16 protein-coding genes are annotated in these 16801 nt (G+C 66.9%); 7 read left to right on the top strand and 9 right to left on the bottom strand.

Going from position 1 to position 16801, the window contains the following annotated elements; genetic code table 11:
• The first annotated feature begins 109 nt into the window (after positions 1 to 109).
• From ET475_RS03075 to ET475_RS03105, 7 genes are read left to right on the top strand one after another with little or no spacing between them, the layout of a single operon-like run.
• Positions 110 to 1147 (top strand): ABC transporter permease, encoded by a 1038-nt coding sequence (locus tag ET475_RS03075; protein WP_277985762.1) that lies wholly within the window; start codon positions 110 to 112, stop codon positions 1145 to 1147.
• Positions 1147 to 1827, top strand: coding sequence for a YesL family protein (locus ET475_RS03080; RefSeq protein WP_129385907.1), 681 nt, complete (start codon positions 1147 to 1149; stop codon positions 1825 to 1827). Before ET475_RS03075 ends, ET475_RS03080 begins: the two co-directional genes overlap by 1 nt.
• Positions 1824 to 3329: a type 2 periplasmic-binding domain-containing protein gene (locus ET475_RS03085; RefSeq protein WP_129385910.1), complete on the top strand. Its 1506-nt coding sequence runs from the start codon at positions 1824 to 1826 to the stop codon at positions 3327 to 3329. Before ET475_RS03080 ends, ET475_RS03085 begins: the two co-directional genes overlap by 4 nt.
• Before the next feature lie 26 nt (positions 3330 to 3355).
• Positions 3356 to 4624: a glycoside hydrolase family 28 protein gene (locus ET475_RS03090; protein ID WP_129385912.1), complete on the top strand. Its 1269-nt coding sequence runs from the start codon at positions 3356 to 3358 to the stop codon at positions 4622 to 4624.
• Entirely contained in the window at positions 4621 to 5085 is a 465-nt protein-coding gene (locus ET475_RS03095) for a hypothetical protein (RefSeq protein ID WP_129385914.1), read from the top strand. The genes ET475_RS03090 and ET475_RS03095 overlap by 4 nt, the downstream gene beginning before the upstream one ends.
• Positions 5082 to 6023, top strand: a complete 942-nt coding sequence (locus tag ET475_RS03100) for a carbohydrate ABC transporter permease (protein ID WP_129385917.1) — start codon at positions 5082 to 5084, stop codon at positions 6021 to 6023. The genes ET475_RS03095 and ET475_RS03100 overlap by 4 nt, the downstream gene beginning before the upstream one ends.
• Before the next feature lie 3 nt (positions 6024 to 6026).
• Positions 6027 to 6674, top strand: coding sequence for a rhamnogalacturonan acetylesterase (locus ET475_RS03105; protein WP_129385919.1), 648 nt, complete (start codon positions 6027 to 6029; stop codon positions 6672 to 6674).
• Here ET475_RS03105 and ET475_RS03110 read toward each other — a convergent pair.
• The 9 genes from ET475_RS03110 to ET475_RS03150 form a co-directional block, all read right to left on the bottom strand.
• Positions 6662 to 7984 (bottom strand): serine hydrolase domain-containing protein, encoded by a 1323-nt coding sequence (locus ET475_RS03110; protein ID WP_129385921.1) that lies wholly within the window; start codon positions 7982 to 7984, stop codon positions 6662 to 6664. The two genes, ET475_RS03105 and ET475_RS03110, sit on opposite strands and share 13 nt — an antisense overlap.
• Positions 7981 to 9126 carry a Gfo/Idh/MocA family protein gene (locus ET475_RS03115; RefSeq protein WP_129385923.1) on the bottom strand — a complete coding sequence of 382 codons (1146 nt, stop codon included), beginning with the start codon at positions 9124 to 9126 and terminating at the stop codon, positions 7981 to 7983. The genes ET475_RS03110 and ET475_RS03115 overlap by 4 nt, the downstream gene beginning before the upstream one ends.
• Positions 9123 to 9938: a DUF6807 domain-containing protein gene (locus ET475_RS03120; RefSeq protein ID WP_129385925.1), complete on the bottom strand. Its 816-nt coding sequence runs from the start codon at positions 9936 to 9938 to the stop codon at positions 9123 to 9125. Before ET475_RS03120 ends, ET475_RS03115 begins: the two co-directional genes overlap by 4 nt.
• On the bottom strand, positions 9935 to 10951 hold the full coding sequence (locus ET475_RS03125) for a LacI family DNA-binding transcriptional regulator (protein WP_129385928.1): 1017 nt from the start codon (positions 10949 to 10951) through the stop codon (positions 9935 to 9937). The genes ET475_RS03120 and ET475_RS03125 overlap by 4 nt, the downstream gene beginning before the upstream one ends.
• A gap of 2 nt (positions 10952 to 10953) precedes the next feature.
• Positions 10954 to 12474 (bottom strand): glycoside hydrolase family 43 protein, encoded by a 1521-nt coding sequence (locus ET475_RS03130; RefSeq protein ID WP_129385931.1) that lies wholly within the window; start codon positions 12472 to 12474, stop codon positions 10954 to 10956.
• A 156-nt stretch (positions 12475 to 12630) separates the two neighbouring features.
• Positions 12631 to 13695 (bottom strand): LacI family DNA-binding transcriptional regulator, encoded by a 1065-nt coding sequence (locus tag ET475_RS03135; protein ID WP_129385933.1) that lies wholly within the window; start codon positions 13693 to 13695, stop codon positions 12631 to 12633.
• Positions 13695 to 15020, bottom strand: coding sequence for a glycoside hydrolase family 13 protein (locus tag ET475_RS03140; protein WP_129385935.1), 1326 nt, complete (start codon positions 15018 to 15020; stop codon positions 13695 to 13697). The genes ET475_RS03135 and ET475_RS03140 overlap by 1 nt, the downstream gene beginning before the upstream one ends.
• A gap of 6 nt (positions 15021 to 15026) precedes the next feature.
• Positions 15027 to 15848, bottom strand: a complete 822-nt coding sequence (locus ET475_RS03145; protein WP_129385937.1) for a carbohydrate ABC transporter permease — start codon at positions 15846 to 15848, stop codon at positions 15027 to 15029.
• Positions 15845 to 16789, bottom strand: a complete 945-nt coding sequence (locus ET475_RS03150) for a carbohydrate ABC transporter permease (RefSeq protein ID WP_129385940.1) — start codon at positions 16787 to 16789, stop codon at positions 15845 to 15847. The genes ET475_RS03145 and ET475_RS03150 overlap by 4 nt, the downstream gene beginning before the upstream one ends.
• Positions 16790 to 16801 lie beyond the last annotated feature (12 nt).

The raw sequence follows: 16801 nt of genomic DNA on the forward strand, positions 1-16801 counted from the left end.
GGGAAACCGTTGTCCAATCAGTGCTTGTCGCGGTAGAGCTTGCGTGTTACCCTCGTGAGAAACCGGTTACCGAACGGGTCGACGCTGACCTTCCGTGGTCTCGGACTCGATGAGGAGTTACAGGAAGAAGCATGCCGATGGCAACAGATATCGCGACCGCGAAGGCGGCGGAATGACCGTGCTGGCCTCACCGCCCGAGGCGGTCGCAGACCTGCCCGCGGCACCCCTGCCGCCGCGCCGCAAGCATTCTCGTTGGCACGCACTCTGGCGCCACCGGGCGCTGTACCTGATGGCCCTGCCCGGCATCGTGTACTTCCTCGTCTTCAAGTACCTGCCGATGGGGGGCCTGGTCATCGCGTTCCAGGACTACTCGCCCTTCCGCGGCATCCTGGCCAGCCCCTGGGTCGGGTTCGCGCACTTCATCCGGTTCTTCACCGAAGACACCTTCCTGATGCTGCTGGGCAACACCGTCACGGTGTCGCTGCTGCTGCTGGTCTTCTCGTTCCCGGTGCCGATCATCCTCGCGCTGCTGCTGAACGAGGTGCGCACGAAGATGTTCCAGCGCAGTGTGCAGACGATCATCTACCTGCCGCACTTCATGTCGTGGGTCATCGTGGTCTCGCTGTTCTATGTACTGCTGACCACCGACGGCGGCAGTATCAACAACCTTCTGCAGTCGTGGGGACTGGGCAAGATCCCGTTCCTCACCGATCCGACGTGGCTGCGTCCCCTGTATGTGATGCAAGAGGTATGGAAGACCGCCGGATGGGGGACGATCATCTACCTCGCCGCGATGACCGCCGTCGACCTGCAGTTGTATGAGGCCGCCGAGATCGACGGCGCCGGACGCTGGCTGCAGACCTGGCACATCACCCTGCCGGCCATTCGCCCGACCATCATCGTGATGTTCATCCTGGCCATCGGGGACTTCCTCGAACTCGGCTTCGAGCACATGTTCCTGGTGCTCAACTCGCTCAACCGACAGGTCGGCGAGATCTTCGACACCTATGTGTTCACCGCCGGCATCCAGAACGGGCAGCTCAGCTACGCCGCAGCCGTCGGCATGTTCAAGGGCCTGGTGGGGCTCGTGCTGGTCGTCGCGGCGAACAGACTCGCCAAGCGCTTCGGCGAGGAGGGGGTGTTCTGATGTTCTCCTACGAGGGCATGATGCGCATCAACACCGCTCTGCGCAGCGTGTATCGCCTCGCCTATCTGAACCTACTGTGGCTGGCCACGACGGTGCTCGGGCTGGTCGTGTTCGGCATCGGCCCCGCGTCGTATGCGATGGCCGCTTACATCGACGGCTGGTTCCGCCGGGGCCAGACGCCGCCGGTGACCCGTGCCTTCTTCGGCCACGTGCGCACGCAGTACTGGCGCTCGGTGGCGATGGGGGTGATCTTGTCGGGCGCGACCGTGATCGTCGTCACGAACATCTTCTCGGTGGGCACCTGGCTGCTGCAGTTCGCGAACATCGTCGCCCTCGCCGTCATCGCCGTCATCGCCGCCTATGTGTTCCCGGTGATGGCGGCCACCGACGTACGCGGCATCCCCCGCCAGATCGCCGCGGCACTGATGCTCGGCGTCGGCTCGCTGCACTGGACGATCGTGGCCGGCGCCGTGGTGGCGGGCCTGGTGTGGCTGCTGTACGCGTGCGCGCTGCCCCTGCTCGTGCTGTTCGGCGTCGGCATCCCCGCCGCCGCCGTCGGGTTCGTGACCCGCATCGTCTTCGGGCAGCTCAGCGCGAGTGATGCACAGACTTCTCCTTCCCCCCGGGCGCGCGAAACCTCGCGGACCCATCTCCACCTTGCGAGAGGAACAACAGAATGAGGAACCACAGCAGGCTCGGAATCGCCGTCGCTTCCGTCGCCGTCGCCGCGCTCGCGCTCACCGCGTGCGGGTCGTCGGACGACGACGCGACCGGCAAGACCGATAAGACGATCACGTGGATGGCGATGCTGCACACCGCCACCACACCGGAAGCCGACGGGCCGGTCCAAAAGGCTCTGGAGGACTACACCGGTCGCAGCGTCGACTTCCAGTGGGTGCCCGACGCCTCCAAAGACGAGAAGATCAACGCCGCCCTCGCGTCTGACTCGCTCGCCGACATCACCTCGCTGACGAACATCACCAACACTTCGGTGCGCCAGGCGCTGAAGTCGGGGCAGTTCTGGGATGTCGAGAAGTACCTGAAGGACTATCCCAACCTCGCCAAGATCAATCAGGACACCATCGCCTCGGCCCGCGTCGACGGGCACCTGTACGGCATCCCGTTCCAGAAGCAGATGGCCCGCTACGGCGTGCTCATCCGTCAGGACTGGCTCGACAAGCTGGGCCTGGAGGTGCCGCACACCATCGAGGATCTCGCGAAGGTCGCCGTCGCGTTCACCAACGACGACCCCGACGGCGATGGCAAGGACGACACGACCGGCTTCCTCGACCGCGCCGAGAGCTTCAACCTCGGTTTCAAGATGCTGGCCGGATACTTCGGCGCCGGCAACAACTTCGAGCTCAACGATGAGGGCAAGATCGTGCCGTCGTTCGACACCGACGCTTTCCGGCGGGCCATGCAGTGGTACCACGGCCTCTACGAGCAGGGCGCCGTGAACAACGAGTTCGTCACGGTGCAGAAGAAGAACCAGCAGGATGCCATCGCCCAGGGCAAGGGCGGCATCGTGGTCACCGGCCTGTTCGAGGCCAAGAACTACATGGCACTGGCCCAGAGCGCCGACCCCAACACGCCGATGGCGTGGGCGCTGGTCAACGACATGACCTACGGCAGTGTTCCGCGTCGCATTCTGTCCGACACCAACGGCGGCTTCGGCGGGTGGCTGGCCATCTCGACCTCGAAGGTGAAGAGCGAGGACGAACTCAAATCCATCCTGGGCTTCATCGACAAGCTGCTGGACAAGGACGCCTTCTCGCTCATGACGAACGGGATCGAAGGCACGCACTACACGCTCGACGATCAGGGCGTCGTCACGATCAAGGACCAGTCACTGTGGGAGCAGGAAGTGGAGCCGTATTCGTCGTCGCGTCCCTCCGACATCGTCACGACGTTCAAGAGCACCACGCCCTACGTCGACGAAGCACAGAAGCTGATGGATGAGAACACCCAGTACGCGGTGGTCGACCCCTCCCTTCCGCTGTCGTCGGAGACCTTCGACCGCGACTGGTCGACGATCCTTCAGGGAGCAACCGACGCCTACAACAAGTTCATGGTCGGCCAGCTCGACATGAACGGCTACAACGCGGCGATCGAGAAACTGCACGGGCAGGGCCTGGACAAGGTGATCGATGAGTTCACCGCGTCGTACAACGCAAGCAAGTGAGTGAGAGCGGGACGCAGGTGCAGAGCATGATCACCCGGAGCGACACCTCTGAGGCGAAGCGGACGACCCGCGCGCTGCAGGATGCCATCGACCGGGCGGCCGATTCCGGCGGCGGGCGCGTGTCGGTCGCGCCCGGCGTGCACGAAACCGGCGCTCTGCGCCTGCGTTCCCGCGTCGAGCTGCACCTCGAAGCGGGGGCGGTGCTGCGATTCGTCGCCGACCCCGCGCTGTATCCCCCGGTGGGTGCACGGTGGGAGGGCGCCTCGACCACCATCCACTCCCCGTGCGTCTATGCGCGTGGCGAGAACGACATCGCCATCACCGGTCGCGGCGAGATCGACGGCGGCGGCGCATGGTGGTGGAGCCGGTTCCGAGACGGAGCGCTCGCCTACCCCCGTCCCACCCTGCTCGGTCTGCACGAGTGCACACGCGTGGAGATCACCGGAGTGACGCTGCGCAACTCCCCCGCCTGGACCGTGCACCCGCTGCTGTGCGACGACGTGCGCATCAGCGGCATCCGCATTCTCAACCCGCCCGCATCGCCCAACACCGACGGCATCGACCCCGAGTCGTGTCGCAACGTGCGCATCAGCGACTGTCACATCGACGTCGGCGACGACTGCATCGCCATCAAGGCCGGCAGCGAGCGCTCGCCGCAGCGCGTGGCCTGCGAGAACATCGCCATCACCAACTGCACCATGATCCACGGGCACGGCGCCGTGGTGATCGGCAGCGAGATGAGCGGCGGCGTGCGCGGGGTGGTCATCTCGAACTGTGTTTTCGCCGGCACCGACCGTGGCATCCGCATCAAGACCCGGCGCGGGCGCGGCGGTACTGTCTCCGACGTGCGGGGGTCGAACATCGTCATGGACGAGGTCTCGTGCCCCCTGGTGATAAACCCGTTCTACTTCTGCGGCCCCGATGGCAAGCTGCCCGCCGTCTCAGACCGCGCAGCTTATCCTGTCGACGCCGGGACCCCGCGCATCAGCGGCATCCATCTCTCCCACGTCACCGCGACGAATGTGCACGCGTGCGCCGCATGGGTCTCGGGACTTCCCGAGGCCCCGCTCGAGGAGATCACCCTCGACGATGTCGCTGTCTCGTTCGCGCCCGATCCGACCGCGGCGGTCCCCGCGATGGCCGACGGAGTGCCGATGATGGCCGGCGCCGGCATCCACGCCCGCTTCACGACGGGACTGCGCCTGACCGACGTGCGGGTGACGGGGGCCTCGGGTCCGGCGTTGGTCATCGATGACACCGCCCGCCTGCAGCAGCACGAGGGAGTGTCGGGGTGAGCGCCGTGGGCACCGAGCAGGTGCAGAGCCGGGATGCCGCACCCGTGCGCCGGCGTGCGGAACGGTGGATCGCCGGCATCGGCATGGCCGGCGCGGCCGTGCTGCAGGGCGGATTCGTGCTGGTGGTCACGCGCAGCGACGAGGCGACCCTGCAATCCACGATCGTTCCGGGACTGCGCGCGGCCGGCCTGAACTTCGCCGCCGGCGACGCCGAGGTGATCCTGGGCACTCTGGCCGGCTGGTTCGGATTCTCGCTGATCCTCACCGCACTGCTGTGCGCCATCGGATTCTTCTTCGCCGCACACCGTCCGCGCCGGCGCCGCACCGGATGGTGGTTTCTGGCCGCGGGCCTGGTGTGCCTGTTCGGCACGCAGCTGATCCTGTACCCGATAGCGTTCTTCTTCTTCCTCTCCGCAGCGCTGTTCGCGGTGCGGCCGCCTCACCCCCGGAGTTCGACATGAGCAGCACGACATCAGGTCCGGTCACCAACGAGACGATCCCGATCCAGCTGCGTCGCGTCTCGCGCGCCAAGCGCGGCATGACACCCGGCCGCCGGGTGTTCACCGTCGTCAACGTCGTGGTGCTCACGGCGTTCGCGCTGGTGTGCCTGCTGCCGTTCGTCAACGTGCTCGCCAGTTCGCTGGCAACCCCCGGCGAACTGGCCACGCGCCCGTTCGTCCTGTGGCCGCGCACGTTCTCGCTGGAGGCGTACCGCTACATCCTCTCGACGCCGACGATCTTCCGCGCGCTCGGGGTCTCGACGATCGTCACGGTGGGCGGCACGCTGGTGAGCCTGATCCTCACGGCTTTCATGGCCTATGCGCTCTCGAAGCGACACCTGAAGGGCCGACGCGTCATCAACTTCCTCGTGGTGTTCACGATGCTCTTCAGCGGCGGCATGATCCCGACGTTCATCGTGGTCAAGAGCCTCGGAATGATCGACTCGCTGTGGTCGCTGATCATCCCGGTCGCCATCAACGCCTTCAACTTCGTGATCATGCGCAGCTTCTTCCAGGGCATTCCCGACAGTCTCGAAGAGGCAGCTCGCATCGACGGATGCTCGGAACTGGGTGTGTTCTGGCGCATCGTGCTGCCGCTGTCGCTGGCCTCGATCGCCACCATCGGGCTGTTCTACGCGGTGTACTACTGGAACACCTACCAGAGCGCGATCTTGTACATCAACAGCTCTGAGAAGTGGCCGATCCAGGTGCTGCTGCGCCAGATAGTGATCGTGGCCAGTGGCCTGAACGCCGACGAGTCGGCGGTCGAAGTCGTGCCGCCCGCGCAATCGGTGCGCATGGCCGTGATCTTCGTGGCCACCATGCCGATGCTGCTGGTCTACCCGTTCGTGCAGCGCTTCTTCGTCAAGGGCGCGCTGGTCGGCTCGGTCAAGGGCTGACCGGTGCGCATCGTCATCACCGGCGACTCGACGGCCTGCGATTACCCTGCCGAGCTGGCGCCGCGTACCGGCTGGGGCCAGGCGCTGGCGACCCATGAGGGTCTCGATGTGGTCAATCACGCGCTGTCGGGGGCCAGCACCCGCAGCTTCATCGCGGCCGGTCTTCTCGATGCCGCCCTGGGCGATCTTGGCCCCGATGATCTGCTGCTGGTGTGCTTCGGGCACAACGACGGCAAACCCGATGAGCGGTACAGCGACCCGGATGCCGCGTTCCCGGCGAACCTCCGGCGCTTCGTCGCCGGCGCGCGCGAGCGCGCCGCCACACCGGTGCTGCTCACCCCGATCGAGCGACGCCACTTTGTCGACGGGCGACTGGTTTCCACGCACGGGCGGTATCCCGACCAGACCCGCGCGGTGGCCCGCGACGAAGGCACAGCGCTCATCGATCTCACGCTTGCGACCGCCGAGGTGTGGCAGCGCCAAGGTGTGGAAGGCAGCAAGTCATCGTTCCTCTGGCTCGAGCCCGGCCAGTGGCCCGGGCATCCGGCGGGCGCGCACGATGACACTCATCTGTCGGCGGCAGGAGCGGCCCTGGTCGCCGACATCGTGCACGCCGGCCTGATCGAGACCGCGGTGGTTCAGGCTCGGTAGCTGCCCCGCCACGACCACGACGCGTCGATCGCGGGGCCGAACCCCTGCGACTGCACCGTGACGACCTCGTCATCGGTGGCCACGAGCCGCAGACGCACCGAGGCGATGTCATCGCCGAGCGCGCTGACCTGCACGTCGAGCACCCCGGGCGATGACCAGCCCGCCGTGACCACCGCCGCGCCGAGACTGAGTGTGGTGATCGTGGGGGCAGAGATCGAGAACGGCAGCGTGTACGTTGCCGTCCGCACGCTTCCTCCCGCGGCGTCGACCGCGAGCTCGAGGGTCGCGGGGGCGCGCTCGCCGGTGACGGCGGCGTACCGACCGGCCAGCGTGCGGGCGTGCGAGACCCGATGGGCGGGCGTGACCGGCTGCAGCGTGAGGGCCGCGTGCGGTTGTGCGCCGAACTCGTCGACAGACAGAGCGCGCAGCAGCAGTTCGACCAACCGCTGGTCGCCACTGGCCAGCGGTGTGGTGTCGGCGGTGACCACGGCCGCCAGCGCACGGGCGGGGTCGCCGTAGACCACCTGACCGCCCAGACCGAACATCATCCAGCTGTCGCCGCCGGGCAGCCAGAGCTGCCGCCCGTAGCCCGCGCGAAACGGTGCACCCCAGGTCTGCAGACCCGGGTCGCTGCGCGGTTCGCGCAGCCTGTCGACGACTGCTGCGGGAAGAATCCGCTTGCCCCGCCACAGGCCGGCGCCATTGAGCGTCTCGGCGAGGCGCAGCATCCCGGCCGGTGCCGCTATCAACCCCGAACCCCCGTGAGCGATGCCCTCGGGACCGGTGAGCATGCGCGCGCCGCCGCTGATGCCGAGCGGGTCGAGCAGGCGCGGGCGCAGATAGTCCAGCAGCGCCGTGCCGCTCAGCCGCTCGACGAGCGCGGCCAGCACATAACTCGCGCTCGTGTCGTAGGTGAAGAGGGTGCCCGGTCTGTGGGTGGGCGGCACGCGGAAGTAGGAGGCGAGCCAGTCGCCCGCGCCCTCGACATAGCTCGTGCGGCTGTGCGGACCGGTCATGGCCAGCATGTCGTCGATACGGGTCTGCGCCAGCCAGGGGTGCACCGGCGCCATCTCAGGGAAATACTGCATGATGCCGTCGGTCAGGCGCAGCATCCCCTCCTGTGCCAGCAGCAGGATCGCCAGGCCCGTGAACGACTTCGACACCGAGTACAGGCGGTGGGGCACCTCTACTCCGAACGGCGCGACGCCGCTGCGGACCATGGTGTGCCCCTCGACGCTGACCTCGAGAGAATGCAGGCTGATGCCGGCTGCGCTCGCCTGCGCGGTGAAATCGTGCAGCGCACCGCTCATCGCGCGGCGGCGACAGGGGCGGCGAAGGGCACACCCAACGCCGTGAATGTCTTCTGCGCACGCAGAGCCCGATCGATGGCCGCTTCGACACCGCGCACGACAAGGTGCACGCCGGCCGCGTCGTCATGGCGTTCGATGTGCTCGGGCGCGATGGCCCGCGGTACGGGTGCACGCACCACCGCATCGACCAGGCGCATGAAGGCGCCGGTCTGTTCGATCGGCGCGAAAAGCGGGTGCCCGTTCGCGCGCGCCGACAGCAGATCGTCGAGCAGATCGCCGAAGCCGAAGGTCTGTTCGTCACGCACGGTGCCGTGCACGTCGAGCGTGACCAGCTTTCCGGTCTTGTAGTACAGGCGCAGGGTGCCGCTCTCGCCGACGACCTCGACGAAGGGCTCGTGGGTCGCGGCAGCGGCCAACGTGACCGCCGTGGTCAGCCGGCGCCCGTCGGTCAGCCGCAGAATCGCGACCGAGGTGTCGTCTGCCTCGATGGGGTTGGCCCGGTGCAGATCGAGCTCGATCTCTGCGATGGCGTCACGACCGGTCGCACCCGAGAGGGCCAGAGCAGTGGCGGTGGCGTGGGCCAGCGGATTGGTGAGCACGCCGTCGGCGACCACCACGCCGTCCAGAGTGCGCCGTCCCGCCCAGCGTGCCCGAGCCCAGTACCGCTCATCGCGTACCCAGGCGCCGGTGGCCGAAAAGCGCATGACCTCGCCGATCACACCCTCGGCGATCCGCCGGCGCACGACGTCGACGGCGGCGCAGCCGAGGCTCTGAAAGCCGATCTGCACCCGCGCACGGTGGGCAGCGGTCAGCGCGACGAGTTCGTCGTACTCGGTGAGAGTGGCCGTGGTCGGCTTCTCGAGCAGCACATCGGCGCCGGCGCGCACCGCCGCCGCCGCTATCGAGAAGTGCGTGTGGATGGGCGTGGACACGATGACGACATCGACGTCTTCGGCAGCGAGCAGGCTCAGGCCGTCGGGGTGGCACCGGGTGTCGGCGGGAATCAGCTCGGGCCCGGGTGGGTTCGGGTCGCCCACTGCGACAAGCCGAACCCGCCCTTCCTCGTGCAGGCGCACAGCCCGGGCCAGGTGCTTGCCGCCGTGTCCGCCGGTGCCGATGACGGCCAGGCGCGGCGCGTTCATACCGCGTCTCCGACGCCGGCCAACAGGCCGTCGGCGATCTCGGCCGGATGAGGCGCCGGCCGGTCGCGCACGGCGACGGCCAGGTCGAGATGCAAGGATTCGCCCGCGGCCAGCGTGCGCCGCCCGGTGACGGCCACGGCCGGGGCGAATCCGACGTAGCCACGGTGCCGCACGAACCACGGCATCCGCGTCGTGGAGGCAGCGACCAGGGATGCCGCGGGCGTGTCGACTGCCAGCCACGGCGAGTCCGACCCGTGCGCCGCGGCGATGCCCTCGCCATCGGCGGTGCGCACGCGCGCGTCGGCGAACGGTGTGCGCCAGAAGAGGCCCCCGTAGAAAGCGCCCACGCGACCGTTTGTCTGCGGGCTGCCGAAGCCGACCGAGCCGGCGACAGCGGTCAGTCGCGTCGTCCAGACCAGCTCCCACCCCTCGTCGGCCGCACGCGCGGTGATGACGCGCTCCTCGTCGAGCAGCACGGCGCCCTTCGGGTCGAGCCACGACAGCCGCTCGGCGATGCGTCCCTCGCTGATCTCGCGCTCGTCGACCCGCTGCACCCCGTGGTTGTCGAGAAGTGCCGGTCCGTGCCCACGCACGAACGTGTTGCCGCCCCAGAACGACACGCCGTTCACGTCGGGCAGCGCCAGACTCAGACCGAGGTGATGGGGGTGATCGTCGGGACTCACCTCGGTGACGGCCACCCCCGACGGGGAACTCGCCGTCAGGAACGGCCGCGGGGCCAGCACCCGGTCGAGCCCGGCACCGTCGTGATACACCACCTGCGCCTCGCCGCTGCGCAACAGGTCGATCATCATCGGATCTCCTTCGTGCTGCCCCGGGCTGCCAGTTCGGGGGAGAACATGATCGGTTCGCGAATCGGCGTATCGGTCATCTCGGCACGCAAGACCTCCCAGATGCGGGTGCCGATCTCGCTCAGCCGCGAGGTCACCGTCGTCAGCGACGGCGAGGAATACCGTGAGAACGGAATGTCGTCGAACCCGGCCACCGACAGCTGCGCCGGCGCCGAGACGCCCTCTTCGGCCAGTCGGCCGAGCAGCCCCAGCGCCACCACGTCGTTGAACGCTATGACGGCAGTGGCAGCCATCTCGCGAACCGCGGGCCAGGCGTTGTACCCGTCTTCGAACGAGTGCCCGCAGGCCACGTCGATGATCTCGACATCGGGCACGGCCTCACGCATCTCGGCGAGCCCGCGCTCGCGTTCCCAGTTCGAGCGGGCGTAAGCGGGGCCCGACAAGAAGGCGATGCGCCGGTGGCCGAGGTCGATGAGGTGACGGGCCAGCAGCAGGATGCCCTCGTGGTAGTCGATCAGCACCGAACCGGCGTTCTTGCCGGTGGTGCGGTTGAACACCGCGACCGGGGCGACCTTCGGCAGCAGCGCCAGAAGGTTCTCGCGGGTCATGCGCGGGGCGAACAGCGCCACCGCATCGGTACGATCGCGCAGGTCTTTGGCCAGCGCCGCTTCACGGTCGGCGTCTTCGAACGAGTCGGTGACCACGACGTGGTAGCCGTCGCGCGCCGCCGCGCGGTTGAAGCCGTTGAGCACCTGGTGGAACATCGGGTTGCCCAGGTCGGGCACGAGAACACCCACCGTGCGACTCACCCCGAGCGAGAGCGAACGCGCCGTCTGGCTCGGCGTGTACCCGAGCTCGTCGATGACATCGCGTACACGCTGGGCGATCTGCTCGTTCACGGTCGGCACGCCGTTGATCACCCGCGAGACGGTGGCCTTGGAGACCCCGGCCGCCTTCGCTATGTCGTTGATCGTCGTGTCACGAGTGTGGGTGGTGCGCGCGCGTCTGGCTGCCATGGTCACTCATTCCTCACGTCGACCGTGAACCGCTCGAACCGCGCTATCGTCTCTTCGGCCCCGTACCGGCCGGCGGCGAACAAGGAGAGGGATGCCCCGACCCAATGCCCCTCGACAGCGTGGAATCCCGGGTCGACGTCGATGATGCCCTGCGCCGTCGTCAGCTGCACCCGCACGCGGGCCTGGGCGTCGACGGCGACGGCGACGTGCACGCGCGGCTCGCTCAGCGGCACCGCCGCCACGACGCGTTCGTGCTGCTCGTCTGCCCCACGCACCGCGACGACGGCCTCGACCCCTTCGGCGGTGCGCCGCAGTCCGGCCCAGGCGTAGGCACGGCCGAGCACGGCCAGCCCGGCGCGGCCGCCGGGGGCTGCGGCATCCCAGGTGATGTCGACGGCGGCCGTGCACGGCTGGCCGGGGAGGGCCTGGGAGAGCACGGTGGGAAGAGTGCGGATGCTGCCCCCGTCACAGCCGCCACGCAGTGCGAGCCCCGGCCCGGTGCCGAGCACGACCCCGGGGTCGGGGTCTGCCTCCCACTGCCAGTGGATGCCCGGGCGCCCCTGTGCGAAGTCATCGGAGCGCGCGAGAGTGCGGGCGCCCTGCAAGCGGCCCCGGGGCGAGCGGTGCGCGAGCACCGGCTGCGCCGGCCCGCCGTCGACGGCCGCGCCCATGAGCGGCCAGCCGTCATCGCCCCACGCCATCGGCTGCAGGTGCAGCACCCGGCCATACACCCCGCGGTCCTGAAAATGCAGAAACCAGTCGCCCCCGGCGCCGTCGTCGACCCAGGCGCCCTGGTGCGGACCGTTGACCGGGCTCTCGCCCTGCGCCAGCACGACGCGATGTTCGTACGGGCCGTACGGGGTGTCGGAACGGAATACCGTCTGCCACCCGGTGGCCACGCCACCGGCGGGTGCGAAGATCCAGTACGCGCCGTCGCGTTTGTAGAACTTGGGGCCCTCCAGCGTGGTGAACCCCTCGAGCGCGTCGCCGTCGATGACGTCGACGGCAGAGCCCGCGGGATGCCGCAGCCCGGCATCGACCGGAACGACGGTGAGCACGTTCTTGCGGCCCGCGCGCGAACGCGCCCAACCGTGCACGAGATACGCAGCGCCGTCGTCGTCCCACAGCGGGCACGGGTCAATGATCCCGAGTCCGGGCAGCAGCAGGTGCGGGGCCGACCAGGGGCCGGCCGCGTCCTCGGCAGTGACGACGAACACGCCCTGATCGGGGTCGGGATACACCACGACGAACCGGCCGTCGTGATGACGGATCGATGGCGCCCACACGCCGCCGCCGTGCCGCGGCAGCGCGAACCACGCAGCGGGCTCGTTGCGCTCGAGCGCATAGCCGATGCGCTCCCACGTGACCAGATCGTTCGAGGCGAAGATCGGCAGACCGGGGGCGCGATGAAAGCTCGATGCGACGAGGTAGAACCGGTCTCCCACGCGGATGGCATCGGGATCCGGCACATCGGCATCGATGATCGGGTTGCGATACATGCTCGCTTCGGCGACGAGTTCCATCGCTTTCAGCCTAGGTGAGAAACCGGTTCCTGTCCATTTGCGCCGCGCCGTCACGCACCGCTCGCACGCGAGTTCTGAGGGTGGATCAGCACCTCGACCAGGCCCGCACCACCGGCCTGGATGCCTCGCAGGGTATTCGGCGCGAATGCAGTTTCTTTACGAACGCGGGCCGGGCGTGGGTGCGGGACCGGTGGAGTGACGGATGAGCAGTGCGGTGCTCAGACGTTGTTGATGCGGGTGCCCCGCGCCCGAGCCGGCGATCGCCTCGATGAGATACTCGGCGGCCAGACGGCCCTTGGTCGCGATGGGCTGGCGGATCGTGGTGAGCGTTGGGGTCGTCCAGCTCGACTCGGTGAGATCGTCGAAGCCCGAGACGGAGAGATCATCTGGGACGACGAGACCCGCCTCGCGCGCCGCGTCGAGCACCCCGTAGGCGATGATGTCGCTGAATGCGACGATTGCGGTCGGACGCTCAGGCAGTCCCCACAGCGTTTTGAACGCATCGGCGCCACCCGGCCGGGTGCACGGCACCTCGAGGATGGTAATGCCGTCGCTGTCGGGAGCGAGTCCCGCGGCCGCCAGAGCCCGTGTGGCACCCTGCATCCGCCGCAGAACGGGGCCCTTCCAATTTCGGTATCCGCCGTCGACCCCCGTCTCGAACGCGACGATAGCGATCCGGCGGTGTCCCTGACGAAGCAGGTGCTCGACGAGCTCCGCGATCCCCTCGCTTTCGTCGATATCGACACTCGGCACGCCTTCATGCCATTCGCTGTCAACGAGCACGAAAGGGATTCCGCGCTGCCGTAGCGCTGTGACCTCACCCCTGTCGTACTCCAGTCCCGAGACGATGAATCCGTCGACTGCCGCATACGGGATCGTCTTGAGCATGGACCCCCTCAACGGCGGTGCCAACAGGAGCGTGAAGCCCTCCTGGTAGCAGGTCTGCCCGATTCCCTGGAGGAACAGCGAGTAGTACGGGTTCTCGAGCACTTTGTCGAGTTGTTGTGGCAGGAGGAGTCCAAGGCTGTCGGTCCGGCGGGTGCGCAGCATCCGCGCAGCGGGATCCTGGCTGAAGCCAAGTTCGTCAGCGACACGGAGGATGCGCTGGAGTGTTGCATCCGACAGCTTCTTCGAGTCGTTGTACGCCAGGGAGACAGCTGACTTCGACACGCCGGCCTTGTGAGCAACGTCCTGCATAGTCGCACGGCGGCGCGCGGGCATCAGGCGCACTCAATCACGAGATGCTGGCGCGGTCCTAGGACAAGCTCACCGACTCCCTCTGGCAGGTCATGGGTGTCAGGACGAAGCACAACGCCAGCACCCCGGTGCACAATGATCGCGGTGGACGCACCACCGAGCGTACGAATGACAAGCGCTGTATCGGGATCGAGGGCGGTCACCCACTGCGTCCCTCGGCGCAGCGTGGGGCTGCCGCTGCGCAGTCGAGCGAGATCCCGCAGCCCCTCAAACAAGGCCGCGTTCCATCGCGCGCGATCCCACACCATCCCAGCTCGGCATCCAGGGTCATTTTCCCCTGTCATGCCAACCTCGTCACCGTAGTACACCATCGGCACACCCTCAGCGGCGTACATCAGCGCGTATGCCAGGAGCGTCGCGTCGGCATCGCCACCATGTCGGGTGAGGACCCGTTCGGTGTCGTGGCTGCTCAGAAGGTTCAGCATCCCGGGGTGGAAGCCATGCGGGATCCGGGCCGAGAGGTCGTTCATCCCCGCAGCGAAATCCGCCGCGTCGAGAGTCCGGTCAGCGGTGAAGCCCAGGACCAAGTCCCGCAGCGTGTAGTTCATCGTGCCGTCCGCCGTGTCCCCCTGGAGCCACTGCTCCGGCTCGTGCCACTCCTCGGCGACGATGTATAGCTGCTCGTTGCGAGACTTCACCACGTCGCGGAACTGCCTCCAGAAAGTACGGTTGATGAAATATGGCACGTCGAGACGCCACCCGTCGATGCCCTGGTCGATCCAATAGCGTGCCACGTCGAAGTGATGCGCACGTACCTCCGGGTTATAGACGTTCCATTTGGGCAAGTAGTGACAGCCGGAACACGTGCGGTAGTTCGGCTCCGGCGCAGCCACCACGGGGAAGCCTTCTACCGAGAACCAGTTCACGTAGGGCGACTCCGCCTCACGCGCGACGACGTCTTGGAAGGCAGGATGACCATCTCCGCAGTGATTGAGCACGGCATCGAGCACGACACGCATGCCACGTTCATGGCACTCCGAGAGTAGTCGGCGAAAGGTGCCGAGGTCTCCGAGGCGGTGGTCCACCGAGAAGTAGTCCACGGTGTCGTAGCGGTGGTTGGTCTGAGCTTCGAAGATTGGAGTGAGGTACAGGGCGTTGGCGCCTAGATCCTGGATGTGATCGAGATGGTCGATGATGCCCTGAAGATCGCCGCCGAAGAAGTTCTCAGGCGTAGGTTCCGAGTCCCATGGCACAGTATCGAGCGGATCAAGGGAGCGATCACCGTCGGCGAAGCGCTCGGGGAAGATCTGATAGAAGATGGCGTCGGCGAGCCAGTCTGGTGCGGTCATCGGCGATCAGTCTTTCAGTCCGGTGGTGGCGATGCCGCGCACGAGGGCGCGCTGGAAGAACAGGAAGACGACGATGCTCGGGATCGTCGCGGTGAGGGTACCGGCCATGAGGTAGTTCCAGCTCGTCCCATAGCGGCCGACGAAGGCAGACAGACCGATTTGGATCGTCCGAACGTCATCGGTGTTGGTCACCAACAGCGGCCAGAGGAAGTCGTTCCACGCGAAGAGAAAACTGAAAATCGCCAACGTCGCGAAGGCAGGTCGGGACAGCGGGACGATGATACGGAAGAAGGTCCCTGCTCGACTGCACCCGTCGATACGCGCCGCGTCGTCGAGCTCAACGGGGATCGACGAGAAGTACTGACGCAGGAGGATGATACCGAATACGTCGGCCATGCGGGGCACGATCAGGCCCGCATAGGAGTCGATCCATCCGAGATTCGCCACAATCGTGTAGGCGGGGATGATGGTCACGAACGTAGGGATCATCAGTGCCGCAAGGAGCACGACGAACAGCGTGTTGCGCAGCGGAAAGTGTAGCCGGGCGAACGCGTAGGCGGCAAGTGAGTCGAACACGAGATGGCCTCCGACGATGCCAATGGCCATCACGATGCTGTTGAGGTAGTACTGCCCGAATGGCGCCGCCTGCCACGCATGGACATAGTTCTCCCAATGCCACGAGGTGGGAAGCACTGAGCTGTTGGTGTAGGTCTCTGCCCTGGATTGCAATGAGGTCGTGAACATCCATAGGAACGGCAAAATCACGACCGCCGACCCGATCAGCAGGATCGCGTGGCGTCCAACGCGCGTGGCGAGGGGCTGTCTCATCGGTCCGCCCTCCCTGATCCGGATGCCCGCCACTGCACGAGCGTGACTCCGAGGACGAGCAGGAGCGTCACGAATGCTATCGCGGTACCGTAGCCGAAGTCGCCGATCCGGAAGGCTGTGCGGTAGGTGAACATGCCCAGCACTTCGGTGCCTCCGCGCGGCCCACCCCCAGTGAGGACGTAGACGAGGTCGAACGCCTGAAAACTGGTGATCAAGGCCTGCACGACCACGAAGAAGGTCATCGGCGAAAGCAACGGCACTGTCACGTATCGCAACCGCTGCCAGAACGATGCTCCGTCCAGCTGGGCTGCCTCGTATACGCCGACTGGCAGCGCCTGCATCGCCGTAAGGTAAAGGACTGCGTTGAACCCGATGTTCTTCCATACCGTGAGCAGAGTCAGCGCGCCGAGCGCGAGCCAGCGATCCTGGAGCCAGTCCGGACCGGCGATGCCGAACTGCGCAAGGACGGCATTGACGAAGCCGGCGGGATCGAGCATGTACTTCCACACAATGGCCGCGGCCACCGAGGAGGTCACCGCCGGGAGAAAATACACTCCCCGATAGAAGCCACGACCGCGCAGCGGTGCGTCCAGCAAGAGAGCGATCGCCAGGCCGGAGACGACCGACAGTACACAGACCCCCGTCGCGTAGACCGCCGTGACGAGGAGGCTGTTCCAGAACTCAGGGTCAGAGGCGAGCCGGACGTAGTTGTCGAGGCCAGCGAACTGCTTGACAGGGTCGAACCCGTTCCAGGAGGTGAGGCTGATGTATCCGGCATTGACGATTGGATACAGGACGAATACACCAAGGATCAAAAGCGCAGGAGTCAGGAACGCCGCCGCTGTCAGCACCTGCTCCCTGTCCCAGCGTGCGTGCTTGCGCTCGGCGTACGGGGCCGGTCCGGCCGGTGCGTGGCGCCCCGGCCGGACCGTGCTGTGCATGATAGTCAATCG

It is taken from the genome of Microbacterium protaetiae, assembly GCF_004135285.1.
GTDB classification, from domain to species: domain Bacteria; phylum Actinomycetota; class Actinomycetes; order Actinomycetales; family Microbacteriaceae; genus Microbacterium; species Microbacterium protaetiae.